This window comes from Lepagella muris (assembly GCF_004793975.1).
Lineage (GTDB): Bacteria > Bacteroidota > Bacteroidia > Bacteroidales > Muribaculaceae > Lepagella > Lepagella muris.
This window is the reverse complement of sequence record NZ_SRYB01000025.1, coordinates 18,651-44,513: the sequence shown is the minus strand read 5'-3', so window position 1 is coordinate 44,513 and position 25,863 is coordinate 18,651. Positions and strand designations below refer to the sequence as shown.

Sequence of the window (25,863 nt, the reverse complement as noted above, 5' to 3'; positions counted from 1 at the left end):
GTCAATCGACAAGTGCAAAATTAACAAATCCTTTTCGCCTTGCAGCGCCTCAAACTGACATGACTTACCGAACTGCCCAAAAACAAAAAATCCCGATCCATCACACTGAAGCGTAGTGAACCAGGAGGTAGGATTATGTCGTTATTGATAATATAATCAGATGGTACTCATTCTATATTTATTACAGAATATTATTTACATCGTAATTGCTACTCATATTCTTTTTCCGAAAGTTTCTCCAAAGACGATTCTATTTCCTCAATTGATGGCAGAGAACTCTTTATTTCGGTAGGAATCAACTTGGATAGTTCGTATTGCGATATGCCGAGAGGAAGATTGTATGCTTCCAAAGAATATTGAGCCTCAATATTGTCTTTGTCCTTGCAAATCAGAAGACCTATGGTCGGGTTGTCTTGTTCTCCTTTAAGCTGATGATTCACAGTAGGTCAGTGTCGAGAAAATTGAGTAGGACATTTCGCCCCAGCCATTCTCGATAGTTTTTCTAACGAAGAATAACGATTTGCGACAATAGAATTTGCAGCAGGTTGCTGCAAATTTTCAAACAGGCTAATATAAGTTCGATAAAAATCAAACACATTTCGAAGAAGATTCGAAAGTTCTTTCTTCATATTTTCGTCGATGTCTCATACTTGCTTCATCGTATGCTTATGAAAGATTGTGGTTCGCTTCGATTGTTTTTTGCAGTTGACGAATCAGGACTTCTTTTGGTGGCAGTTCGGTCATATATTGCGCCACTTTAATGCCTGTGGCATCGAGTTGGAGAAGTTCTATCTGTTCGTTGCTGCCTTCGGTGCATAAGATAAGGCCGAGCGGTGTGCCTTCGCCGGGTTGCATCTCGTATCGCTCAAGCCAACGCAGATATAGTTCCATCTGTCCTTTGTATTGGGCTTTGAATCGTCCCAATTTCAAGTCCAAAGCTATCAGTCGCTTCAATTTCCGATGAAAAAAGAGCAGGTCAAGATGAAAGTCTTCACCATCTATTATCATCCGCTTCTGACGAGCCACGAAAGTGAATCCATCGCCAAGTTCCAACAGGAATTGCTCAATGTGCGAGATAAGAGTGTCCTCCAATGTCTCTTCACTGTAATTCCCTTTCAGACCTGTAAATTCGAGAAAGTATGGGCTCTTGAATACCATGTCGGGAGAAATTTTGCGCTCGTTTCTAAGGGCTGCAAGTTCTGTACGAATCAGTTCTTCCGGTTTCTCACTGATGGCGGTACGCTCAAATAGCATCCCGTCAATCTTGGCACGGAGAGTGCGTTTTGTCCACCTCTCTTCAGCAGCCATTGTGAGGTAGAACTCTCGTTGAATGGCATCCTTTATCGGTAAAACTTCCGTAAAATGAGTCCAAGATAATTGTGTCGCCAATGGCGACACAATTTGCGGATCCGGGAAATAGTCGGCAAATTGCATCATCCGTCTAAGATTGCGGGTAGAAAATTCCTGACCGCCATATTCCTGCTGTAATTGTGCCGACACCGTTGACACAATTCGCTTGCCGTACTCCGCCCGTTGATTTCCAAGCACTTCACGATTAATTCTCTCCCCAATGTGCCAATATAGCATGGTTATCCCGGCATTGGCAACGGTTGCAACTTTGAGTCTGGCATTTGTGATAAGTTGCTTTATGTCAGCAACGAGATTCACGTCTTGATTTATATTTTCTATCCGCACTTCCATATCAGGGTAAATTATTCTGTAAGGTTATTTATTGACTGAAGTTTCGCAAGCTGCACTTCAGTGGTTTAAAGTTTATAGTTTAAGGTTTAAGATTCACGAAAATCCACGAATCTTTTCATTATACAAAATTTAATTATCATAAACCATAAACTTTAAACCTTAAACCATTTAAGTTTCGCAAGTTGGAAAACTTGCGAAACTTAATTTATTGATTGCATATTATTCAGCACCAGATTCTTGGGGAAATATGGGCGAATGGATGTCGGCTGGAGTGTAGAGTCAACCGGCAAGTGCAAAATTAACAAATCCTTTTGAAGAACTCAATTTTTGGATTGATAATCACAATTTTTTCTTGTTTAATGTTTCCAATAAGAAATGCAATGTGATCTGAAAAAAGATTTGAATAATGGGGATTTATCAAAAAAGTTACTACCTTTGCATGGTTGCTTATATTAATATTGAGGAATGAAGGCATTGACTTATATTGAGAATGGCAGGTTTGAGGTAACGGATAAACCGATGCCTGTGGTGATTGATCCTACGGATGCGGTCGTGAGGGTCACGATGAGTAGTATCTGTACGTCTGACCTGCATATCAAGCATGGGAGCGTGCCACGTGCCGTGCCGGGTGTGACGGTGGGGCATGAGATGGTCGGTGTGGTCGAGTCGGTAGGCTCGGCAGTCACCAGTGTGAAGCCGGGCGACCGTGTGGCTGTGAATGTGGAGACGTTCTGCGGTGAGTGTTTCTTCTGCCGTAACGGCTGGGTCAACAATTGCACTGACCCTAATGGAGGATGGGCATTGGGATGCCGTATTGATGGAGGTCAGACGGAATTCGTGCGTGTGCCACAGGCTGACAACGAATTGACGAGGATTCCGGATGGCGTGTCTGACCGTCAGGCTCTCTTTGTAGGCGATATACTCGCCACAGGGTATTGGGCTGCCAAGATTTCAGAAATATCTCAGGAGGATACGGTACTGATAATAGGTGCCGGTCCGACCGGTCTCTGCACGCTGCAATGTGTCGCGCTGTTCAATCCTAAGAGGATAATCGTATGCGAACTTGATGAAGTGCGTCGCGAGTTTGTCAAACGGCATTATCCGGACGTGGTTGTAACGAATCCCGACAGGTGTCTTGCAGAAGTTGCCGGACTGAGTGAACATGGCAGTGCCGATCGAGTTATAGAGGTGGCGGGAGCTGACGACACGTTCCGACTGGCATGGCAGGCGGCTCGTCCGAACGCCATAGTGACAGTCGTGGCTCTATATGACGAGCCACAGATCTTGCCATTGCCCGACATGTATGGCAAGAACCTCACATTCAAGACAGGAGGCGTAGACGGATGTGACTGCGAGGAGATTCTTCAGCTTATTGCTGACGGACGTATCGACACCACTCCCCTAATCACCCACACCTTCCCGTTCTCGCGCATCCTCGAGGCTTACGACCTCTTCGAGAACCGCCGCGACAACGTAATCAAGGTGGCAATCCTACCCGACTGATCCGGTTGACTGAATGACATTCCACAACTATCTAAAACTTGACAGCAAATGATTCATGGACATGGCGATGACGCTTTCAGATACGTCGGCAAGATAAGGATAAACTTCAGCACGAATATTTATCAGGGGATTGACCATTCTAAGTTGAGGTCTCATCTCTATGCTCTCGGCGACGTATTCCGTAATTATCCGGAACCCGAACCGAGGAGTATTGAAACGCTCCTGGCAAGTCGGATGGGGATTGATCCGGAGTGTGTCATAGTGACAAACGGAGCCACCGAATCAATCTATCTGCTTGCCCAGCTCAAGCATGATGGATTGTCAGCTGTATGTTCCCCTACATTCAGTGAATATCAGGATGCCTGCCATATATTCCATCACAGGGTAGTCCATTTCAGATCACTTGATGAAATCCCTGCGGATTCATCCTGCGTATGGATCTGTAATCCGAATAATCCCACGGGGAAAGTCACTGACCGTCAATCATTGATAAAGCTTATTGACGGCAATCCTGATAAGCTGTTCATAGTGGATCAGGCGTATGCAGACTATACCCTCAAACGCGTGCTTGACGTAAAGGATGCCGCCTGCCGTCACAACCTTATTCTACTCAGCTCCCTCACCAAACGTTATGCCATTCCGGGATTGCGGATAGGGTATGCCATCGGCAATGCCGCCATCATCTCGCAACTGCGTGCCATGCGGATGCCGTGGTCTGTGAATTCTTTGGCAATAGAGGCAGCTCGTTATCTCCTGTCGCATGATGAAGACTATGTGATTGATTCCCGAAGACTGCATGAGGAGGCACTGCGGATCTCCTCCACATTCTCTGCAATGGGGATCAAGGTCACAGACACCGACTGCAACTTCCTTCTTGCCGAACTTCCGTCATCGTCTGCCCTATCGCTTAAAAACCGTCTTATTGACCGTCATGGGATACTCATTCGGGACGCATCAAATTTCCATGGTCTCGGAGCACGACATTTTCGTGTGGCGGCACAGAGCCCAGAAGAGAACGACATACTGATAAATGCATTGAAAGAATGGAATACCTTATAGCTATCGCCCCATTGCTCATAGGCTGGGGAGCCGACCTTATTCTGGGAGATCCCTCCCGCTTGCCACATCCTGTTGTAGGGTTTGGCAAGATGATAAGTTTCTGCGAACATAAATTCAATAAAGGAGACCACCGCACACTCAAAGGAGCCATCTGTGCCGTGGGGTTGATAGCGGCAGTATATCTTGCCGCCACACTCTGCCTCCGGCTTCTCTCCCCTTTCATCTGGGCAAAGATGACATTTGAGGCAGTCATGATATTCTATTGTCTTGCGGGAACAACTCTAATAAGGGAAGTGGATATGGTCTTTAAGGCTGCAGACGAATCTCTTGAAGCCGGACGTAGGCAAGTGGGCAGGATAGTCGGGCGCGACACGTCGGAACTGACCGACCAGGAAATCCGTGCCGCAGCCCTGGAAACTCTTGCCGAAAACCTTAGTGATGGTGTCATCGCGCCACTCTTCTGGTATGCCGTGCTCGGAGTGCCGGGGATGCTTGCCTACAAGATGGTGAATACTCTTGACTCTATGATCGGATACAGGAATGAGCGTTTCCGCAGCTTTGGAAAGGTGGCTGCACGGATAGATGATATCGCCAACTATATACCTGCCAGACTTACTGCCCTTCTCATGATCATATCATCGTTACGATGGAGAGCCATTACATTTGTATGGCGATTCGGCAACAAACATACGAGTCCCAACAGCGGCTATCCGGAAGCTGCACTCGCCGGCATCCTGGACTGCCGTTTTGGCGGTCCGCATAACTATTTCGGAGAATGCGTCCACAAGCCATACATCGGCGACAAAAGCAGGTACTTTTTCTATGACGACGTGATTAGAGCCACAGCCATAAACCGATGTTCTGAAATATTCGCCATACTCCTCATCGTCATACTGAAATACTACACCACGCCGTAACACTCCTACCAATTGTTACCAATTGTCCCCTTCATTTACCATCTACCGGACTTACCGGGAGTTTCATCATTACAGGTTTGAAATCAGGCGACGTGATGCGCAGAAGGGCTGTGCCACTCTCCGGCTTTGATCTCAGTATTACAGTGGCGGTGCCGTTGTAGAGGCTGCGGGAGTTACCTACGGTCAGTTCATTACTACGGTTATCGCCGTTGATGACTCCGACTATCTCTGCAGGACCTTCCACGGAAAACGTAAGCATGCCGCGTGCCGACACATCCCGACGTCCTTTCTTATCGACAGCCTCCACTCTGACATGCTGGAGATCAGTGCCATCCGCTCTCCAGTCGGCATTGTCTGCCGTCAAGAGAAGATGCGAAGCCCTACCTGAGGTCTCAATACGATGGCGAGCCACCGGGTTGCTCTCACCGTCATTATAGGCGAACGCTTCTATATTGCCGGGGGAATACTCCACATTCTCCCACATTATTCGATTACGTCGGCGGCTGTCGGTCCTGTCATTGCGCTTGCGTCCTATCGTCTTGCCATTGATTTTAAGTTCCACCTCATCAGCATTCGTATAAGTATAGAGTTTCAGTATGCTCGGCTCAGGATAATTCCAATGATCCGACAAGCGTTTCCCTCCCATCTGTATATCATTCCAGATGTAGGGCTCCTCATCCTCATATACCGCTATATGCACAAGCGGCTCATCCTCTTTAAAGTAGCTTTTCAGGAAATAGGCATTCGGTTTCGGCTCAAGAGATATGTCAAACACCCCCTGTTCCCAACCCTTTGCGGGCCAGCCGGCAGATTCACCCAGATAATCTATCATTCCCCAATATGCTAAACCTATTACCTTGTCGAGATCCATGTCAAAATAGTTCGGACCCATATTCGAGGTGTTCGCTTCACTCTGATAAAACATCATCCGGGGGAATCGGCGGCTGTCACCAGGGAAATACATATATCTATAGTTATATGCCGCCACGTCTGTCTCCATCGCGAGAGGGGCAGGGAGCGAATCCGTCTTTTCATTGCGTCCACGAGGATGCATCGCCACAGTGACGGGACGTGTGCGGTCATATCTGTCAAGAAGGGCTTTCTGCATTCTGTAGGGAGTGACTCCCCAATCTGCATACGGTATGTCCCATAGAAGCTGGAGTTCGTTGCCAAGGCTCCACATCACCACACAGGGATGATTCCTGTCGCGTCTCACCCATTCCGGCACGTCGTGAGGCCATTGCTCCATCCAGTCTTTACGTCCGCCCGCATATTGGGTGAGCCATTTGTCATACAGTTCATCAACCACGAGTATGCCATATTCGTCGCAAAGATCCATCAATGATTCGCTGTAGGGATTATGCGAACATCTGATATGATTAAACCCGAAATCCTTCAGTAGCCGTATTCTTTTCTCGATGGCTCGCGGATAAGCAGCCGCCCCCAATGCCCCCAAGGTATGATGGTTGGCAATACCCTTCAGAAGCACTTTCTTCCCATTTATCCGCAGACCGTATTCCGGAGAGTATTCCAGTTTCCTGACTCCGAAACGCGTGCTGACTTCATCAGCCACAGTCGCATCCGGACGCAAGAGAGTGACGGTCGCAGTGTAGAGATGGGGAGTCTCGCAATCCCATAGACGCGGATTATCCAAGACAAGGCTATCCGCCTCATATTCCTTTATCGTTTGCTTACGGTTGAATCTGTGGGATGATTCCGCTTCATACACCGCCTTCCCATCCGCATCACGTATTACGGTCTTCATACGCAATGAATCAAGCGATGCGATATGATTCGCTACTTCCGCCTGAATCCTCACTACCGCCCTGTCCCGCTCAACCTCCGGAGTGGTCACATAGAGCGGATGACGCGTGAAATAAAGTTCGGGATCAGTGATTTTAAGATTGACGTCGCGATATAATCCGCCCCCTGTGTACCATCTTGAATTTTCCGGGCTTCCGGTATCTGCCCTGACTGCTATCACATTCTCCTCTCCGTACCGTAATTTATCAGTCACGTCAATTTCAAACCCAAGATAGCCGTAGTCTGTGCCGCCTATGAGTTCTCCATTCAGATACACATCTCCCACCAGCATTATACCCTCAAAATCCAGAAGTATACGCCTCCCTTTCCAGTCATTATCCGGTATGATCGTCTTACGATACCAGCCACACCCCATCTCCTTGAAGCCTCGTGAACTGAGCCGACTCGCCACGTTTGCCACAGGATTATCGGCATCCCCCCTCTCATCAACACCGGGAGCGACCCATGGCTGACTTATCTGATAATCGTGGGGCACATTAACCGTGATCCATCCTGGAGATAACGTATGGGCAGACGCCCCGTCAGCCACATCGCCGGCATGAAACAACCAGTCACGATTCAGCGAGATCACTTCCCGCGCCTCAAGAGGAAAGGGAATGAGCCCTATCGCCACGAATACAATCAACAATAAGAGGAATTTATAGATACGAGTATTAAAGACTGAATAACAAGACTGAATAATATGCATAAATCATGTTTAAAGTAATTCTGCACAAAGTTACATTCCATAAACGAAAGAAACAAGAACAAATTAAAAAGTTTAGAATATAGCCGTAAAGATTTGGCAATTTCAGCAATTTATTCAGTGTATACACGAATCTTTTCATCAACTCCAAATTTGTGGGGGAAGCGTAATGGGCAAACTTGAAAAAAATTATAAAGTGACGACAATTTTCGGTCAATCATCCGACCTACATCGGAAAAGTTTCATATCTTTGCGCTATCTAAATAATTTTCATCATGGACATAATTCTACAGATAGCTGAACGCCTGCGCGGTCTGCGCGATGCCCTTGAGCTGACTACTGCCGATATGGCAAGCCAATGCGACATATCGGAAGAACTCCTTGCCGAGTATGAGAGCGGGATGCGCGATATTCCCGTGAGCTTCATCCACCGGCTCTCTTCCACATACGGCGTGGAGATGTCGGCAATAATGTTTGGCAACGAACCACGTATGAACTCGTATTACATCACACGTGCCGGTAAGGGGGAGAAAGCCGAACGCACCGGTGCATACAGTTATATGGACCTCGCCGCAGGATTCCAGCATCGAGTGATGGCACCATTCATGGTGACTGTCGAGCCGGCTCCCGCTGATGCTCACCTCACCCTCAACACCCACGAAGGACAGGAATTCAATTTCGTCGTGGAAGGTAAACTTGAAATCTCCGTTGCCGGAAAACTCAATATTCTCAACCCCGGAGACGCAATAATGTTTGACGCAAGAAAACCGCACGGTCTGCGTGCCCTCGATGGCAGCAAAGTGCGCCTGCTTGCAGTCATATCCTAATTAATTTCTTTATTATGCTCGATCGTTTTCTTGATAAAACCGAATTTGAGAGTTATGAGGATTTCATGGAGAATTTCCATGTAAATGTACCCGAAAATTTCAACTTTGCATACGATGTGGTAGACGCATGGGCGGAAAGGGAACCTGACAAACCAGCCCTACTGTGGACCAACGACAAAGGGGAGAAGATTCAATTCTCCTTTGCCGACATAAAACGCGAGAGCGATAAGACCGCCTCGTTTTTCCAATCGCTCGGTATCGGCAAAGGGGATATGGTGATGCTCATCCTGAAACGCCACTACCAGTTCTGGTTCTCCATCATCGCCCTTCATAAATTGGGTGCCACCGTCATACCCGCCACCCATCTGCTGACTAAGAAAGACATCATCTACCGTTGCCGCATGGCAGGGATAAAGGCTATCGTAGCCTCCGGCGATCCTGTAGTGACATCGCATATCAACGATGCCCTGCCGGAATGTCCGTCACTTCACGCTCTGATTTCCACCGGTCCTGTGATTCCCGAGGGTTGGTATGATTTCAACAAGGAGATCGAAAAGGCGAAGCCTTTCGTGCGTCCGGAGAATCCTAATGCCAACGACGATGTATCGCTACTGTATTTCACCTCCGGCACCACCGGCGAGCCTAAGATGGTGGCACATGATTTCACGTATCCGCTCGGACACATAATAACGGCATCCTTCTGGCACAATCTGCATGAGGACAGTCTGCACCTCACTCTCGCTGACACCGGCTGGGGTAAGGCGGTATGGGGAAAGCTATACGGACAATGGATTGCAGGTGCCAACGTGTTTGTCTACGACTTTGAGAAGTTTGAGCCGGTGGATGTGCTCCACATGATCCACAACTATGGCATAACCTCTTTCTGCGCACCACCGACCGTATTCCGTTTCCTTATACGTGAGGATCTGTCGAAATTCGACCTCTCAACCCTTAAATACTGCACAATAGCCGGAGAGGCTCTTAACCCAAGCGTATATGAAGAATGGCTGAAACTTACCGGAATCAAGCTCATGGAGGGATTCGGTCAGACAGAGACCACACTCACAATCGCCACATACCCTTGGCTGGAACCAAAGCCGGGTTCTATGGGGAAGAAGGGTCCGGAGTATGAAATCGACCTTGTAACCCCCGACGGCAGACAGGCGGAGGATGGTGAGCATGGAGAGATAATCATACATACCGACGGGCACCGTCCGTTAGGTCTTTTCAAGGAATATCTTCATGACCCGGAACTGACCCTTAAGGCTCATCATGATGGCATCTACCAAACGGGCGACGTGGCTTGGCGCGATGAGGATGGCTATTACTGGTTTGTAGGCAGAAAGGATGATGTGATAAAGTCGTCCGGCTACCGTATCGGTCCCTTCGAGGTGGAGAGTGCGCTGATGACTCATCCCGCTGTGGTGGAATGTGCCATAACCGGTGTACCCGATGAGATACGCGGACAGGTGGTGAAGGCTACAATCGTACTCGCACCTGACTATCGTCAGCGTGCCGTTGACGACAAGGAGGCTCTCATCAAGGAGATACAGAATCATGTGAAGCGCACGACTGCACCCTATAAATATCCCCGCGTGGTTGAATTTGTGGATGAACTTCCAAAGACCATAAGCGGCAAAATCCGTCGCGTAGAGATTCGCGACAAGAAATAGCCGTAAATACACCCGATAAAAAATTCATCATATACAATAATCCCGTCTTGGATTGACCATCCGGTACACCAAGACGGGATTAAATATGTAACACAAAAGGTTTACTCTATGACCATCTCAAACTGGTCGAAACTCTCCGTGCGGTGTGCCAGATGACGTGTTGACGGGGATATACCAAACAGTGGTGAATATGTCTTCACCCCTATCGTCTTTCCATCTGGCTTAAATTCAAGGATACGGAGCCAACCGTCGCCGCCATTCCCTTCCCAGCCGCCGCCAAGAGTCTGGACGTTAAACATCATCTGATGCAGATTCCTCCCTATTGAATTTTTATCGACACGATACGCCACCGAGTTCTCAAAACTACCGGTATCACCCATGTGTCCACACAACGCCAACACAATATTTTTCGATGGCTTCAGAAGTTTCTCCCACACCTGCTTACCCCAGTTGCGCGGAGTAATGTCATACGGCTCATTATCCGTCCATTCAGCCGTGCGCTCGGCAAGCAAAGAATGGGTGATGTAGATCACCTTATGATTCCGGAATCTGTCGCTATCTATCAGGCGTGCCGTCCAACCAAGCACCTCATCACGCGGTGCGAACTCATTGCATACCACAAGCAACTTGCCCCATTCCGGCGACTCAAACTCAAATGCCGCATTCTCCAGCGACTCAACCCCGCTCCGATTAGGATACACTTCCACCGCGCAATCATACCATGCCTTGTTGCGTTCTATCGGGAAATATTCAGGGAACTTTGTATTCCCATTCTCGGAATGACGGTAGCCATAATCATGATTACCTGCCGATATGATATATGGCACCTTGTTGTCAAGACGCTCAAACGATCGCGACACGTTCTCCCACATCTCCCTCGACGTCTGATTAAGCATCCTGCGGTTGCGGACGAGATTATCGTTCTGCTCTACGAGATCACCGGTGCAAAGCACAGCCTTGATATTGAGATTATCCACGTTATCCGCTATCCATGCCGTCTGGAGTTCAAACAATGGTTGGTTGATATCATACTTGATATACCCCTGTGGGTCGCCGAGAAGAATCATGGAAAACGAAGCCGGATCATCCAGCTGCTGACGGTCGGCGCGATCCTGTCCCATTGCCGTAAATACCGACAGAATAACACTTACACTTGCAAGAAATCTTTTCATAACCTTAAATCTTATATTTTTCACAAATTTAAGCATTATTATTCATTGAAATTGTATATAAGTGGTATCTAACTTCATTATTTCCTTAATTCCCTTGTCGAGAAACTGAAGAATATCTGTTGACAGTATCTTTCTCCGGGTCGCAGCAATTGCGAGGGGAACGAAGGTCGGTTGGGCGCATCAGGGAAACCCTGACATTCTATCGCCACTCCTGACCCTTTGTCATATTCCCCTCCGGATATGCTTTCCGGACTCCCTTTAAGCCATCCGCCGGTATAGACCTGCACTCCAGGTTGCGTGGAAAAAACTGTGAGTCGCCGACCCGAACGCTCCGAATCAAGCACAGCCACTTTCTGCAACCTCCCCGGTTGCCAATTATCAACGATCCAACAAGTGTTGTAACCCCTCCCATATATAAGATCCGGGAAATCCGCCTCAATATCCATCCCCAGTCTCTTCGGGGATGTGAAATCCATCGGAGTTGACACCACATCCGCCAGTTCACCTGTGGGTATGAACGCGGAATCGGTAGGCAGGTATCTCGACGCATTGAGCCATAACTCATGACCCAGCACCGAACCGGCATCCTCCCCGTCAAGATTGAAATACGCATGATTGGTGAGATTGCCCACCGTCGGCTTGTCGGTCACTGCCTCCAGATGCAATTCAAGCATATTACCATCGGTCCATACATAAGTGGCACTAACCGACAGATTCCCCGGATAACCCTCATCCCCATCCTCCGACAAGAGGGTGAAACGCACCCGACGGTCATCAATAATCTCCACATCCCATATCCGGTTATGAAAACCAGACGGACCGCCATGTAAAGCATTAGGATAATCATTCTGCGCCAGATGATACGTCTCCCCGTCAATCATAAATTCGCCGTTCGATATACGATTGGCATACCTTCCGGGAATCTTTCCCGCACACGGTCCATCTCCGATATAATCCGCCGGATTACCATATCCGAGCACCACATCCGCCAGATTACCATTACAATCCGGCACAATTACCGACACTATGCCCGCACCGACTGACGACAATGTGACCGACGCCCCGGATTGGTTCCGGAGCGTCAGATAAGTTATTTTCCCTATCACGCAATCAAACGTCGCGATACTGATACCATTCTCTTTCATTCGATTTAATCTCCTCCCAACGGACGGAACTCACCATTACCACCCATCCCATCTTTCGACGTGACCGAGGCTCCGGCATAAGCATCACCCATTGACACTATTTTCAATTGCTTTTCAAATTCAGAACGTGGCAATGTAGTGTCTACGTGTATGCGTCGCTCTCTTCCGGGCAAAATAGACCTTACCACATTCTACACAAAACGACTGAAACGAGTGGTGCTTCCATTCCTATTTTGATCGATAATATATATCGCCCTTCCATTATTGCTTGGGAAAGCATCTTTAGACGACAGCTCCCATACACTAATACGTCACTGCAATTCAGTAGACAGTCTTGAGGAAATCACGTAAATGTATGTGGATGATTCCCGGATACTCTTTAACGGGTCCAACGATATCTTCCATTGTAACGACATACTTCGGGAAGTCGTCTTTGATTGCCCGAAGGTTTCCGAACTCACGTTTGATAGTCTCCTCTGTGGAGAGTTTGTAGGCAACTTGAATATAAATTGTCTTGTCGCCTTTCTTTGCAACAAAGTCAATCTCTCCGGAGGGGATAACTCCTACATATATATCAAATTCTTGAATGAGAAGATGGTTGCGTACAATGTTCTCAATGATTTTTTCAATGCTGCCAAAAACATTAGGCATCTCGTTGATGATACAGTTGCGAAGACCATGGTCGCAGAAGTAATATTTCTCAATCAGCTCGAAAATACGCTTACCATGTATGTCATATCTGGAGAGCTGATTAATAATGAGCGCATTGGATATGGACTTAATATACTTTGTTGCTACATCATTGGTCACCTTGGAACCTTGCGATTTGAGATATTTCACTATGCTGTTGACCGAGACAAGCTGTCCTACATTATCTGCAAGAAAGAGAATCAGGTTTTCCAAAAATTTAATATTGCGGATTTGTTCACGGGCTACGATGTCTTTAAGGACTATCGTGTTGTAGACCCCCTGCAAGTATGCTTTTATCTCCGGCACATCATCAAACTGATAATTCGCCAGACCTGGCATTCCTCCGAAACTGATATATTTAAGCAACGCTTCATGACCGTCAGAAAGGTTGTGGAACCTCAAGAATTCTTCGTATCCGAGACTTCGAATGTTTATCTCGATATATCTTCCGGAAAATTTGGTAGCAATCTCCGAAGAAAACATATAGGCATTGCTTCCGGTTGCAATTATCTGACAACGGTCTTCTGCATAAAGGCTTCTCAGCGCAGTTTCATAGCCATCAATATCCTGAACCTCATCAATAAGAAGGTAATTCTCTTCTCCGAGAGGCAAATTTTCGACAGCATGGGCATAAAGATCATCAGATGTTTTGATGAAATTAAAACTGTTAAAATCCTTATCTATAAACAGCACATTGGATTTGGGCTTGTTTTGGCTCAACCAATTTGAAAGGCTTCTAAGTATAAAACTTTTCCCTACTCGTCTTTGTCCAACCAGAACAAGCATCATGCCACGGTTAAGCTGCCTGATGATTCTGTTGATGTAAATCGGACGGTCAATAATTTTCATAATCATATTAAAAATAATTCTGCACAAAGTTACATTCTATAACCGAAAGAAACAAGAATAAATCCAAAAGTTTAGACCATATCCGTAAAGTTTTGGATATTTTAGCAATTCTTTCAGTGTATAATCGAAATTTTCCTCAACTTGCAAAACTCACTCTAAACCGTCATAGTGACCGTAGTTGTTGAGTTTTTCTTTGTAAATATTCCTGAATTTTATTTATCTTTGCAAAACTTCTTGTAAATACTCATGCAGATGGAACGGAAAAGTGATGGGTTTGATAATCAGAAGGTGATTGTCATTCCAAATGACATTCTTAAGATTTTGGCTTCCGACAAGCTGACCCGATTGCTATATATCACGGATATCGGATTCTATCCTCATGCAGCAGGGCATTACCGTTCTCGTAAGGATGGATCCAATCAGAATATACTGATATATTGCAAGGATGGCGAAGGTTGGTATATGGTCAACGGCAAACGTTGCACGGTAGGCAGAAATCAATTCTTTGTAATATCTGCCGGAACGCCTCATATATATGCCGCATCCGACACTAATCCCTGGAGTATCTTCTGGATGCACTTCACCGGGGAGATGGCTGATCTCCTCAACGATATGTATAATCAGACACATACCATTCCTGAAACTTCTGATTCAAGATTTGATGCAAGAAACCAGATGTTTGAAGAGATATTCATCAACCTTTGGCGAGATTATAACATCGAAAACCTTCGGTATTCTTCCATGGTGTTATGGCATTTCATCGGTTCGTTGGCGTATATCCCACAGTTCCGGCTGATAACTCATGACGACAGCACTGACGTGATTGAGAAGGCAATTTCATTCATGAAGAGTTCAATAAATAAAATCCTGTCACTTGAAGAGATTGCCTCCCATGTGAATTACTCACCATCTCATTTCGGTCTTATATTCTCAAAGCGTACAGGATTCACACCGATCAACTATTTCCACAACCTGAAGATACAGGCGGCGTGCCGATATCTTGACTTCTCCGATCTAAAGATAAAGGAAATCGCCCAAATGCTCGGCTATTACGACCAGTACCATTTCTCAAAGACTTTCACAAAAGTAATGAAGATCTCCCCTTCTGAATATAAATCGCGTGACAAGGGTTAACCCTTGCCACGCGTTCTTCACACTTAAACCATCAAATACCTTTACCTATTTATGTTGTATAAGTTTCATTATCAATCATAGATTGATGTGGCGGATGTCGAAACATATTTGCCGTTACTCTTCAAGATTCCAGACAAACTTGACACATCTACCGATCCCGACGGATTGAAGGAAGGGGATGTCATATATTGCAACAGACTGTAAAGTAACTGACGGCGTTCCGGAGCAGTTGCATCTGAATTATGCCCAAGCAAATCAATACTGCTGAATATCAGTTTCCCTTTACCGCAATTAGCCTCAAATATGGAAGCCAACCGTCGATTATTGACAAAATTATCCACCTGTTTGATTATTGGCATGGCTCCGGGAATGGAATCTATGTCAACGGTAGTGGAATGTTTCAACAAATCCCACCATTGCCAATTGCTGTGCATCTCTGTCGGGAATGACTTCAAAGCCTGATGATTCGGGTCACAGAGAAGTCCCATTGTACCAGCCTGATTCGGGAAATGAACCGGACTCCAGAACACCGGCACAAATTTACCCTCCAGTCCTCGTATGGTGGCATAATCAGGTGAGAATAGCACCTTCTCCCCCTTTTCAAGACTCTCTAAAGCCTTAGCAAGGTTATCGGTAACAACTATTTGGCTCATCAGATTTTCAATATCTGATGCCTTTATCTCCGGATATACCCATATCGACCAAGTATTGTGAGCTAACGTGCCATCCACACTCACATCAAATATTAATTTATCGGCACGACCTGTCTTGACTTCTGTTGAAACCTTACCTACGTTGGTATTCTCTCCATTAATAAGATTCTTATCAGGCAGATACCCGGAGGCGAATATCTTACCCTCCGTATCCGACAATTGCCATTTCACCTTGGCTTCATCTATATTCTCTCCGGAATAATTGGCGATACTTATATCGGCATTAAACACGTCGCCGCTTCTGTATATCGGGGTGCCGAAATATGCCAATGGCACCACAGGAGAGCAGAACTGACGAAATTCCTCAGGCTCTATCACCCCTTTCGAATCCCAGAACGCATCAAGCAGACCCACTAATGCCGTTCCCTGTCCGGGGAAATCGTGCAAGTCAAGCAATTGGAATCCGCTTATAGCCTTTGTCTTCATGGCACGTTCAATCTCCTCTTTATAAAGTATTGCAGCAAGTTTTCCTGACGCATGAGTCCAATCAGATGCCTCTCCAATCAATCCTTTTGACTCCATATCTTTCTTGACTGCCATGAAATTCAAGGGCATAAGGGTGCCGGTATATTTATCTATTTCAGAAAGATTGGGATAGACGGAATATTGACCTATCTCATGAGTGACCAACGGCACTGTTATGTTCTTCACCCCTTCATCAAAATTCTTATCAAATCTCGGTGATTCGCTGTCAAACACACCCTGACCACGCACCCAGCCATCGTTTGTCCATTGAGTGATAAAGAACTGGTCATGAGGTTCGGGATAAGCCCCATGCCCTTTCTCAAACGTAAATGACGATGCAGCATACAAGTGACGGGGATCGGTCTTTCGCATATATTCCACAATGCCGTTCAAAGTGTCGAAATCCGGCTGTAACTCATTCCCACAAGTCATCATCACAAACGACGGATGACTGCCATACTCTCTTATGATACGGTCATATTCCTTATAGATATAGTTTGTCGTAAGGGAATCCTGACCAACAGTCAGCGACCATTGAGGCAGCTCCACCTGAAGATAGAAACCCTTCTTGTCTGCCACCTTGAATGCCGCTTCAGGCGGACACCACGAATGGAAACGGAGATGATTCAATCCGTATTCTTTCGCTGTGGAAAACACTTTCTCCCAACCCGCCTCATCTGTAGGAGGCGTGCCGGTAAGTGGGAAAATGCAACATTCAAGCGTGCCTCGCAGAAACACAGGCTTATTATTTACCAAAATATCTGTACCCTCGGAACTAACTTCCCGGAAACCAAAATCCACACTCTTCTGTGCTCCGGATGAAATGACACTTGCAACCATATTATAGACTGCCGGAGAGAACTCATACCATGCCTTAAAACCAGCTCCGCTACAATCCATACTAATCTCAACATTATTCAATCCAGGAAGTAACATGACTTTCTCACGAGTCTTCACTTTGCCAACATTCAGATTAATCTCTGTAGTGACAGTATCAGAAGTGTGATTATACAGTTCCAACTTTGACAACAACGGTTTTTCCGGGTCTGTGGCATAGACTGCCATTTGGTCTATGCTTATATCCGGGAGTGCTGTCAAGGTCATATTGCCCAAGACACCGTTCCACATCACCTGCGTGTTGTTGGTATAGGCGTGTGCCAAATCATTCACAGATATGTCGTAACGTTTTGAATTGTCAATACGCAGGGTGAGCGTATGCTTCCCTTTCGTCAATGCCGGTATAGAAAAACGATGCGGAGTTGTCAGACTCTCCTGAGCAGTGTCAACCTCCTCCCCGTCAATCCACAGACGGCTCTGCCATAACACTCGTCCCAATTCCAACGAAAGCGGTCTATTTGCCATCTCTTCAGTTATCTCCACATCCCGCTGATACCATGCCGGCCCTACATAAGAATATTTTCTTGTGAGATGCAGCAATTGTGTTTTTTCAAGCCTCGCATCCAATCGGCAAGAGTCGCCCTTACCATTCGTATCCATTGTGCCCGGCAAGGTGACAACATCATCCAACAATGATGCCGACCAGTTTTCCGATATACCTCTGTCAAGAGAATCAATTCTGAATCGCCATTCTCCCGACAAATCTATCTGTAATGGATTATGGTCAATGGCACCACATGCCATAAACCATAGTCCTGAAATTAATACAGATAGAATACCAATTATTATATTCCTTCTCATTTTTCCGATAGATTAAAGAATGAACGGGATGAGAGTATGCCTACATGATTGGGGTTGATTCTCTCCGCTTCGGTCAGGAATTTCTCTGCCTTGTCATAATTGCCAAGACCGAAATGACCGAGTGCCATCATATAGAGGCAATGCACTCTGTTTGTCTCATTGAGATCGCCGTCCCACACAAGAAGATCCGGTAATGACACCGCGAAGTAATCAGGTTTCTGATCCTCAAAGATATGGTTCTCTCCATATACCACCAAGCGATTGAAACGTCCTTTAGCCTTATCATAATTTCCGGTAGCCATGCAGCACAATCCGGCATAGAAGAGTTTATCGGGAGCTGCGTCATTGTAGTAGAGAGCTGCTGTCGGTTCCTCCGGTGCTATCATGCCGGCTTTCCAGCACTCCATAGCCTTATCCTTGTCGCCGTTAAGCTCGTGAGCCTTACCCAACAGATACATGAAATCATTCTCTAATGCTCCGTGCAGCTTACCCTCTCCAAGATTGTGGGGATAGACCAGACATTCCTCAAGCAGACGGATTGCCTCCGCAAGATTCTCCTTCGTAGGATTAGCGATAAGTCTCTTCGCCATCTCCACACGGCTGAACTGATACTGTGCAGGAACCTTGCCTTCACCACCCTCCCACGGATGGAACGTGTGGGCATCAAGAAGAGTCTTAGCCTTATCAAAATCTCCGGTGAAATTAAGAAGTGTAATCTGCTCCAAAAGGAGGTCATCCCTGCGGCTGACAAGCGACGGATATTTCTCCAAGAATGCAAGACGGTCGGCATGGCTGCGACCGAGACGCTTATAAAGCTGGTCAAGCTCCATCAGCACACGGGCATCAGTCCGGTCAAGTTCAAACGCACGCACCATCATTTCAAGAGCCTTATCCTTATCGTTCAATTTATTATATGCCGCCAAAGCAAGGTTTCTCCATACGGTGGGGAATGTCGGGTCAAGTTCAGACGATTTTGTCCACAATGCTATGGCAAGATCATACTGACGTTTGTCGTAGTATAGATTACCAAGATAATATGGAGCACGTGCATCCGACGGATTATACTTCATAGCCACGTTGAGCGCAAGGATAGCCTCTATACGGGTGGGGAAGCAATACTCAGGTGAGATTGTCACAGCCTCCTTATACATAGCCTCTGCCTCAACTATATTGCCTGACTCATGAAGGCTCCACGCCATATAATAGCGGGTCATCGGAGTCACGGCGGTCTCCTCTATCGCCATACCCCATATCTTGGCTGCATCGGTATATGCTCCCGCCGCACAATAGTCGAGTGCAAGCTGGTCATAATCATTAGCATCCTTGCGCATCATCTCTCGCATCTCCGCATACTTACCGAGTTCATAGAGACATCCGAAGTTGAACGGATCTATTGCAAGCGATTCGGCCGCAAACTTCTCAGCCTCCTCTTTCTTCCCCATGAGCATAAGGATATGAGTCTTCAGGGCACGTGCCTTGTGGTTATGCCAGTTGCGGATAAGCGAACGGTCAACCTCATAAAGAGCATCCTCAAGACGCCCCTGACCGTTTGAGATCTGTGCACACGCCATATAGCCGGCATCCTGCCAACCGCCATTCCATGTAGACTTATAGAAACGGTCGTAAGCCTCATCCGTCTTACCTTGAAGTTTCAATGCAAGACCGAGATTAAACAGAGGTTCACCATCATACGGGTTGGGATTTCGCTTCATAAGCACCTTGACAGCCGTGCGCAGATACTTCTCCCCCTTGTCGAAACGTCCCTTGCGGATATACCACAATCCGAGTGCATTGTTGCATCTCACGTCGATGGGGTCACGACGGAGACCCTCCTCATAATAATCCACCGGATTGAATGTGGCATGACGATACTGTTCGAGATGCAGACCGGTAAGATACAATTGCTCCACAGTCTTTATCTCTTCCGGACGGAGTGCCGCCTCTGCCGCATCGGGTATAGGACGGATTTCATCCGGTTCCGGCTCCCACACGAGAAGTTCCTTACCCTTGGCATCGGATATGACAACTCTCAGATTGCTCCATTCTGCATCTCCGGACGTAATCTCCTTGTCGTAGACCATCACAGGCGACATGGTTAAAGTCTCTGAATACAGACTCTCCTCGCCATTGTAAAGAGTGATGACCACATCCTGCTCTGAAGTGGCGAACACCTTCAGACGCACCTTACCCTCTCCGGCACGGTCTATATTCATGAGAAGATCCTTGGATGCGTTCTTCACTATGCCGAGTTCGCGATACGGTAGGAAATACTGGGTGAATGATTTCTCCTCAAAAGGCATGAGCCAAGTGAAGTCAGGCTGATTCTCTGTGTAGACACCTGCCATAAGCTCGATATACGGACCATCCTCATCGGTAAGGTTGCGGTCCCAAGCCTGACCGAAGTCACCGTTACCCCAAGTCCACTGTTTCTTTCCGGGTGATACATGATGGTTTGCGACGTGCAACATTCCGGCACGTGTGTCATTCTCATACCCACCCTCAAAGTTATATTTTGAATTGACCGCCATATAAGAGGTCGGCACCTTGATATTCTTATAGTTGGAGATGTCCACGCCAGCGGAATAATCCATCTTGTAGTAAGTGCCTGTGGCAATCGGGAACGAGCTTACAGCACGTTTACCATGGTCGAACACGGCATTGACATCTGCCGGGAAAACGCTCTGATAGTCGTCATTGACAGCCACTGCCGGGTTTGCCCACCAAAGGAAGGTCTGGGGCATCGGAGTAGGATTATAGAGCACACCCTTTATTTCAAGATATGCCTTGCCGGGACGAAGGGTGAAACCAGCCATACCCTTCTGCGAGAACATGCGCTCTCGCTCGTTGACCCAAACCGTCACTGAGCCGTCGGCATTCTCCTCTATCTTGGAATCAACGGGCATATACGTCGACGGACGATGATGCTGAGGCCAGTTGAACTCTATGCCGCCGGAAATCCATGGCCCAGCCAGCCCTACGAGGGCTGGCTTGATGACGTGGTTGTAATATATGAAATGACGCTCCTTAATCTTATCGTATGCCATCTGCACACGACCTCCGAGCTGAGGCAATATCATCACCTTTATATACTCATTCTCAATCCATATCGCATCATATTCAACGTCAGTTTTCTCATTGGAGATTGACTCTATTACCGGATATGGATAGACAACTCCGCTTGAACCCTGATATACACGTTTTTCAAGAAATATTGGATTCTTTTCCGGTTCTCCGGGAAGGTAAGTAGGTATCATCACCTTCTCTCTCCATGCTTTTACCATAATATCTGTATCTTTATATGATTTTTAATTTTCACTTCTTTATCAATTCATTTTCAAGCTCTTCCAGTGACTTACCTTTTGTCTCTGGCAACACCTTCAGGAAATAGATGTAACCCGACAAGCAGATCGCGGCATACAGCCAGAACGTGCCATAGCTTCCGAGCCATGAATTAAGTATCGGGAAGGAATATGTCAGCGTGAAACAACCGGTCCAAAGAGCAAAGGTGCATACCGCCATCGCAATCGCTCTCACCTTATCGGGGAAAAGCTCCGCAAGAAGCACCCATGTGATGGGTCCGAGAGTCATGGCATAGCAGGCTATAGCAGCCACCACACATATCACCATCAATATGCCGCTGACTTGGAAATAGTAGCATGTGCCGAGAATCATGTAAATCAGCGCGAGTCCCAACGCACCCATTAGCATCAGCTTGCGACGTCCGAGTTTCTCCACCGTGAAAATCGCCACAAATGTAAAAACCACGTTGGCAATACCTGTAACCACGATATTAAAGAGCATATCACCAAGTGGATAACCTGCCGATGCGAATATCTCCTGTGCATAATTGAATATCACGTTGGTGCCACACCACTGCTGGAATACGGCTATGATCACTCCCAGCACAAGCACCGGCACATACGGTCGGCTAAACAATGTTGATAGTCCGGCATTCCCTCGCTTTTCCGCATTCTGTATGGCGACAACCGCCTCTTTTGCATAATCCTTGCCCCCTATCTTGAAATATACGATCTCAGCAGCCTCCACACGTCCCACCATCGTAAGCCAACGCGGACTCTCCGGTATGAAGAATGTGAGGACTACAAACAGAACTGAAGGGAATGCCTCTGCCCAGAACATCCAACGCCAACCGGACTGCACGTTCCACGTCGTCATCATCTCCTGTGATGTCATTCCGTCCGGTATCGGATCGGCGAGAAGCATATTGACAATCTGCGCACCAAGGATACCGAATACAATTGTCATCTGATTTAGCGTCACCAATTTGCCTCTCACGTGGGTCGGGGCTGCCTCCGCTATATACATAGGCGATAATGCCGACGCTATGCCAATGGCAATGCCACCCACAAGACGGGCAATGATGAACAATGAGAAGTCATTAAACGCTCCGGTAGCAACCGCCGAGATGAAAAAGATGATTGCCGACAATGTGAGCAATGGCTTGCGCCCGTAACGGTCGGCAAGCATTCCGGCAGAAACTGCGCCTGCCAGACATCCCAATATCGCCGAACTCATCGCCCAACCTTGCATCGCAGGATTATCGCTGATTCCGAAATATAGTTCATAAAACGGCTTTGCACCGCCAATCACGACCCAGTCGTAACCGAACAAAAGGCCTCCCAACGCCGAGACCATACAAATGAAATAGACTAATCTGTAGTTATATCGATTCATGGTAATGATATTTTTTTGTTCTACTTATCATTCAACTTATGAAGTCGGTCAAACTTCATTTTCACTTTGCAAAATTACAACCTATCGATGCCTCGGCAAATAGATTTTAACTTGTAAATGATGTAAAATATCACGGAGAGATAGATTTCTTCAGAATTGCACGATAAAGACGTTTTTGAAATTGCAAAAATAGTGTAAGAATTGTTATATCTAATGGATATTGTAGCGAAGCTGCTAAGTAAACTTAAAAAATAACTTGTGAAATAATGAAGATATTCATATCGGGAGATGGTGAATCCGGAACGTATCTCGCCAAGCTTCTCTCTTCTGAAAACCAAGATATCATACTGATGGGTAATAACGACGAGCATCTGAATAATCTCGATGCCCGCTATAACATACTCACTACTTCCGGGAATCCTCTCTCGGTGAAGGATCTCAAAAAAGCCGGAGTCGCAGACTCCGACCTGTTTATCGCAGTCAATAAGAGGACTCCTCTCAATATCACCGCCTGCCAACTGGCGAAGCTATGCGGCGCACGCTCCACTGTGGCGCGTATCGACGAGGAGGAACTAATGCGTTCGCCGAGCCGGGAGTTTCTTGAAACGTCGGGAATCGGCACTATGGTCTTCCCCGAACTTCTCGCCGCCCATGAGGTGCTTGTGTCGTTGAGAAACAATTGGACAAAGAACAGATTCGAACTTCATGGAGGTCTGCTTACCGTGGTGGCGGTCAGGCTAAAGGGCAACTCCCCTCTCGTCGGGCTTACGCTACGCGACCTTGCCAATACGGAACGCACATTCCACGTGGCAGCAATCAAGCGCGGTTGGGATCTCATAATTCCTCGCGGCTCCGACACCCTGCTTGAGGGAGACACCATATATCTCGTGGCAACTCCTGAAAATCTCAATACTCTACCTGCATTATGCGGGACAGTCCAGAAACGTATCCGCCGGGTCATGATTGCCGGAGGCGACAAGTTTGCCCGCATTGTTGCGGCAAGGCTCATGAAAGACTACGACGTGGTCATAATAGAGCCAGACAGGGAGCTATGCCGGAAAATCACGGAGATTCTGCCAGACGTGACTGTGGTCAACGCAAGTTTCCGTAATCTTGACGTGCTGAGGGAGGAGGATCTGCCATCGATGGATGCTTTCCTTGCTTTTTCCGGTAGCGATGAGACAAACATAGTAAGCTGTATGATTGCTCGTGAATTTGGGGTGGGAACCGTGATAGCCGAGATTGAAGACACCCAATACATCGCCGAGGGAGAGAGTCTGAATATCGACAAGGTTATCAACAAGAAACTCGTCACCTCATCCCATATAATGCGGCTGATACTCAACAACGATGTGGAGGCCCCCCGCCTTATGTCGCTTGAATCTGCCGGAGTGATGGAGATTGTGGTGAGAGAAGGGGCGAAGGTAGCCGGAGAACGTGTGCGTGACGTGCATATATCCCGACATCTCACAATCGCCGGAGTGATTCGCGGCAGTAAAGGCTACCTCGTTGACGGCGACACGATATTGATGCCCGGCGATCATGTGGTGGCAGTGTGCCGCAACGGGCATTTCAAGGAGGTGGACCGTCTTTTCGGTAAGTCTCCTTTCCAAAAGAAATAATAGTAATATTGACCGACATGAAAACGAAAGTCATCAACTATCGCACAGTGTGCCGGGTGATGGGATGGATGCTTCTCCTGGAGGCAGCCATGCTTATTCTCCCCACATTGGTAAGCATATCATACGGAGAGAACGACTATAAGGTGTTTTTGGCAGCAATAGGATGCTGCATGGTGCCGGGTCTGCTTCTCGCACAGCCCGGCAGCGGGTTCAACACCGACGTGACCCGTCGGGAATCATATCTGCTCACAGGATTATGCTGGGTACTATTCTCAGCATTCGGCATGTTGCCCCTTATCTGGTCGCCGACATGCTCTCTCGGTGTGGCTGACGCCTTTTTTGAGACAATGTCGGGGTTCACCACTACCGGCGCGACTGTGATTGCCGATGTTGACCGTTGCTCAAAAGGGGTGCTATTCTGGCGCAGTGAGATACAATGGTTCGGCGGACTCGGCATTATCCTCTTCACTCTCGCCCTTCTCCCCGCCCTAAACAAGACCGACGGGATATGGATGTTCAACACAGAGACCACCGGCATAACCCACGACAAGATACATCCACGCATCGGGCATACGGCAAAGACCCTTTGGATGGTATACTCAATGATAACCATTCTATGTATTCTCGCCCTCTGGGCAGGACCGATGGATCTTTTTGACAGCGTATGCACATCCATGAGTTGCGTATCCACAGGCGGCTTCAGTCCTCACTCGGCAGGTCTGGATTATTGGGACAGCGCGTATATAAACGGAACTATGACAATCTTTATGTTTGTGAGCGGGATCAACTTCATAATTCTTTACAGGGTGGCAAGAGGAGACCGTAAGAGCCTCACCGGCAACGATGTCTTCAGATGCTATTGCATGATTCTGGGAGTCTCCTACATGATCACATTGCTGTCTCTGTTGATTAGCGGAGAGCCACGAAGCTTGAGAAATCTTCTCATCGACCCTCTGTGTCAGACGGTATCCGCTTTTACGAGTACGGGCGTATCATCAATGCCGTATGAGATAATGCGACCTTCGGTGGTAGCGGTCCTTACGTTGCTGATGGGGATCGGAGCATGTGCCGGCTCCACGTCGGGTGGTCTGAAAACTGACAGACTGCTTGTCATTTGCAAGAACGCACGCAACGAGAGCCGACGCATACTTTATCCCAACAGAATGAATGCCATACACGTCAACGGCACGTATCTCAGCGACGGCATATTGATAAAGATCTTCGCCTTCCTTGCATGTTACCTTTTTCTGTGGCTCGCGACAACAGTAATCACAACAATGTATGGATTCCCGGTTTTTGATTCCGCATTCGCTGTATTGTCATGCCTTAGCAACAACGGACTAGGATATGGAATCACCGGTAGCGAAGGTTCCTTCAGTGTGTTTCCGGATTTGGTGAAATGGCTTATGTCGGGGGTAATGCTTGCCGGACGACTTGAGATATTCACGATAATCGTGCTTTTCATCCCACGCTTCTGGCGAGGATAAGCGC

Annotated in this window: 20 protein-coding genes; 8 read left to right on the top strand and 12 right to left on the bottom strand. The window is 47.2% G+C overall.

Annotated elements, in window-relative coordinates; translation table 11 throughout:
* Positions 1-209: 209 nt before the first annotated feature.
* The 3 genes from E5331_RS14615 to E5331_RS14605 are packed head-to-tail and all read right to left on the bottom strand — an operon-like array spanning position 210 to position 1,701.
* Positions 210-440, bottom strand: coding sequence for a PDDEXK nuclease domain-containing protein (locus E5331_RS14615; RefSeq protein ID WP_123480959.1), 231 nt, complete (start codon positions 438-440; stop codon positions 210-212).
* A gap of 6 nt (positions 441-446) precedes the next feature.
* Positions 447-629 carry a hypothetical protein gene (locus E5331_RS14610; protein WP_136013277.1) on the bottom strand — a complete coding sequence of 61 codons (183 nt, stop codon included), beginning with the start codon at positions 627-629 and terminating at the stop codon, positions 447-449.
* Between the two features lie 37 nt (positions 630-666).
* Entirely contained in the window at positions 667-1,701 is a 1,035-nt protein-coding gene (locus E5331_RS14605) for a PDDEXK nuclease domain-containing protein (RefSeq protein WP_123480960.1), read from the bottom strand.
* Positions 1,702-2,166: 465 nt separating this feature from the next.
* Between E5331_RS14605 and E5331_RS14600 the strand changes: the two genes are divergently transcribed.
* Genes E5331_RS14600 through cbiB form a run of 3 tightly spaced genes read left to right on the top strand, consistent with a single transcriptional unit; the run spans position 2,167 to position 5,180 of the window.
* Positions 2,167-3,204 (top strand): alcohol dehydrogenase, encoded by a 1,038-nt coding sequence (locus tag E5331_RS14600; protein WP_135985574.1) that lies wholly within the window; start codon positions 2,167-2,169, stop codon positions 3,202-3,204.
* Positions 3,205-3,252: 48 nt separating this feature from the next.
* The gene (locus E5331_RS14595) at positions 3,253-4,263 is read left to right on the top strand and encodes a threonine-phosphate decarboxylase (RefSeq protein WP_123480962.1); all 1,011 of its coding nucleotides are present in this window, start codon (positions 3,253-3,255) and stop codon (positions 4,261-4,263) included.
* Complete coding sequence (gene cbiB, locus E5331_RS14590; RefSeq protein ID WP_123480963.1) at positions 4,248-5,180, top strand: adenosylcobinamide-phosphate synthase CbiB; 933 nt, start codon at positions 4,248-4,250, stop codon at positions 5,178-5,180. Before E5331_RS14595 ends, cbiB begins: the two co-directional genes overlap by 16 nt.
* A gap of 31 nt (positions 5,181-5,211) precedes the next feature.
* Here cbiB and E5331_RS14585 read toward each other — a convergent pair whose 3' ends face one another.
* Positions 5,212-7,632 carry a glycoside hydrolase family 2 TIM barrel-domain containing protein gene (locus E5331_RS14585; protein ID WP_338033525.1) on the bottom strand — a complete coding sequence of 807 codons (2,421 nt, stop codon included), beginning with the start codon at positions 7,630-7,632 and terminating at the stop codon, positions 5,212-5,214.
* A gap of 329 nt (positions 7,633-7,961) precedes the next feature.
* On the opposite strand from E5331_RS14585, the gene E5331_RS14580 reads away from it, so the two are divergent.
* Positions 7,962-8,516 (top strand): helix-turn-helix domain-containing protein, encoded by a 555-nt coding sequence (locus tag E5331_RS14580; RefSeq protein WP_123480965.1) that lies wholly within the window; start codon positions 7,962-7,964, stop codon positions 8,514-8,516.
* 14 nt (positions 8,517-8,530) lie between these two features.
* The gene (locus E5331_RS14575; RefSeq protein ID WP_123480966.1) at positions 8,531-10,189 is read left to right on the top strand and encodes an AMP-binding protein; all 1,659 of its coding nucleotides are present in this window, start codon (positions 8,531-8,533) and stop codon (positions 10,187-10,189) included.
* Positions 10,190-10,290: 101 nt separating this feature from the next.
* Here the strand turns inward: E5331_RS14575 and E5331_RS14570 are convergent, their stop codons facing one another.
* The 4 genes from E5331_RS14570 to E5331_RS14555 all read right to left on the bottom strand — a co-directional run bounded on the left by E5331_RS14570 (position 10,291) and on the right by E5331_RS14555 (position 14,051).
* A complete protein-coding gene (locus tag E5331_RS14570) occupies positions 10,291-11,361 on the bottom strand; it encodes a metallophosphoesterase (protein ID WP_123481195.1) in 1,071 nt (356 codons plus the stop codon).
* Positions 11,362-11,438: 77 nt separating this feature from the next.
* Positions 11,439-12,506: an aldose epimerase family protein gene (locus E5331_RS14565; protein ID WP_123480967.1), complete on the bottom strand. Its 1,068-nt coding sequence runs from the start codon at positions 12,504-12,506 to the stop codon at positions 11,439-11,441.
* A gap of 5 nt (positions 12,507-12,511) precedes the next feature.
* Positions 12,512-12,694 carry a hypothetical protein gene (locus tag E5331_RS14560; protein WP_135985572.1) on the bottom strand — a complete coding sequence of 61 codons (183 nt, stop codon included), beginning with the start codon at positions 12,692-12,694 and terminating at the stop codon, positions 12,512-12,514.
* Between the two features lie 133 nt (positions 12,695-12,827).
* Complete coding sequence (locus E5331_RS14555) at positions 12,828-14,051, bottom strand: ATP-binding protein (RefSeq protein WP_123480968.1); 1,224 nt, start codon at positions 14,049-14,051, stop codon at positions 12,828-12,830.
* Between the two features lie 246 nt (positions 14,052-14,297).
* Here E5331_RS14555 and E5331_RS14550 point away from each other — a divergent pair, with 246 nt between their 5' ends.
* Positions 14,298-15,179, top strand: coding sequence for an AraC family transcriptional regulator (locus E5331_RS14550; RefSeq protein ID WP_123481196.1), 882 nt, complete (start codon positions 14,298-14,300; stop codon positions 15,177-15,179).
* 71 nt (positions 15,180-15,250) lie between these two features.
* Here the strand turns inward: E5331_RS14550 and E5331_RS14545 are convergent, their stop codons facing one another.
* The 4 genes from E5331_RS14545 to E5331_RS21000 all read right to left on the bottom strand — a co-directional run bounded on the left by E5331_RS14545 (position 15,251) and on the right by E5331_RS21000 (position 23,121).
* Positions 15,251-18,055: a glycoside hydrolase family 2 protein gene (locus E5331_RS14545; protein WP_123480969.1), complete on the bottom strand. Its 2,805-nt coding sequence runs from the start codon at positions 18,053-18,055 to the stop codon at positions 15,251-15,253.
* Complete coding sequence (locus E5331_RS14540) at positions 18,052-21,336, bottom strand: DUF5107 domain-containing protein (protein WP_123480970.1); 3,285 nt, start codon at positions 21,334-21,336, stop codon at positions 18,052-18,054. Before E5331_RS14540 ends, E5331_RS14545 begins: the two co-directional genes overlap by 4 nt.
* A 31-nt stretch (positions 21,337-21,367) precedes the next feature.
* Positions 21,368-22,750, bottom strand: coding sequence for a sugar porter family MFS transporter (locus tag E5331_RS14535; protein WP_123480971.1), 1,383 nt, complete (start codon positions 22,748-22,750; stop codon positions 21,368-21,370).
* A gap of 74 nt (positions 22,751-22,824) precedes the next feature.
* Positions 22,825-23,121 (bottom strand): hypothetical protein, encoded by a 297-nt coding sequence (locus tag E5331_RS21000; RefSeq protein ID WP_420813827.1) that lies wholly within the window; start codon positions 23,119-23,121, stop codon positions 22,825-22,827.
* On the opposite strand from E5331_RS21000, the gene trkA reads away from it, so the two are divergent.
* Complete coding sequence (trkA, locus tag E5331_RS14530) at positions 23,017-24,372, top strand: Trk system potassium transporter TrkA (protein ID WP_123480972.1); 1,356 nt, start codon at positions 23,017-23,019, stop codon at positions 24,370-24,372. The genes E5331_RS21000 and trkA overlap by 105 nt on opposite strands.
* 17 nt (positions 24,373-24,389) lie before the next feature.
* The gene (locus E5331_RS14525; protein ID WP_123480973.1) at positions 24,390-25,859 is read left to right on the top strand and encodes a TrkH family potassium uptake protein; all 1,470 of its coding nucleotides are present in this window, start codon (positions 24,390-24,392) and stop codon (positions 25,857-25,859) included.
* Positions 25,860-25,863 lie beyond the last annotated feature (4 nt).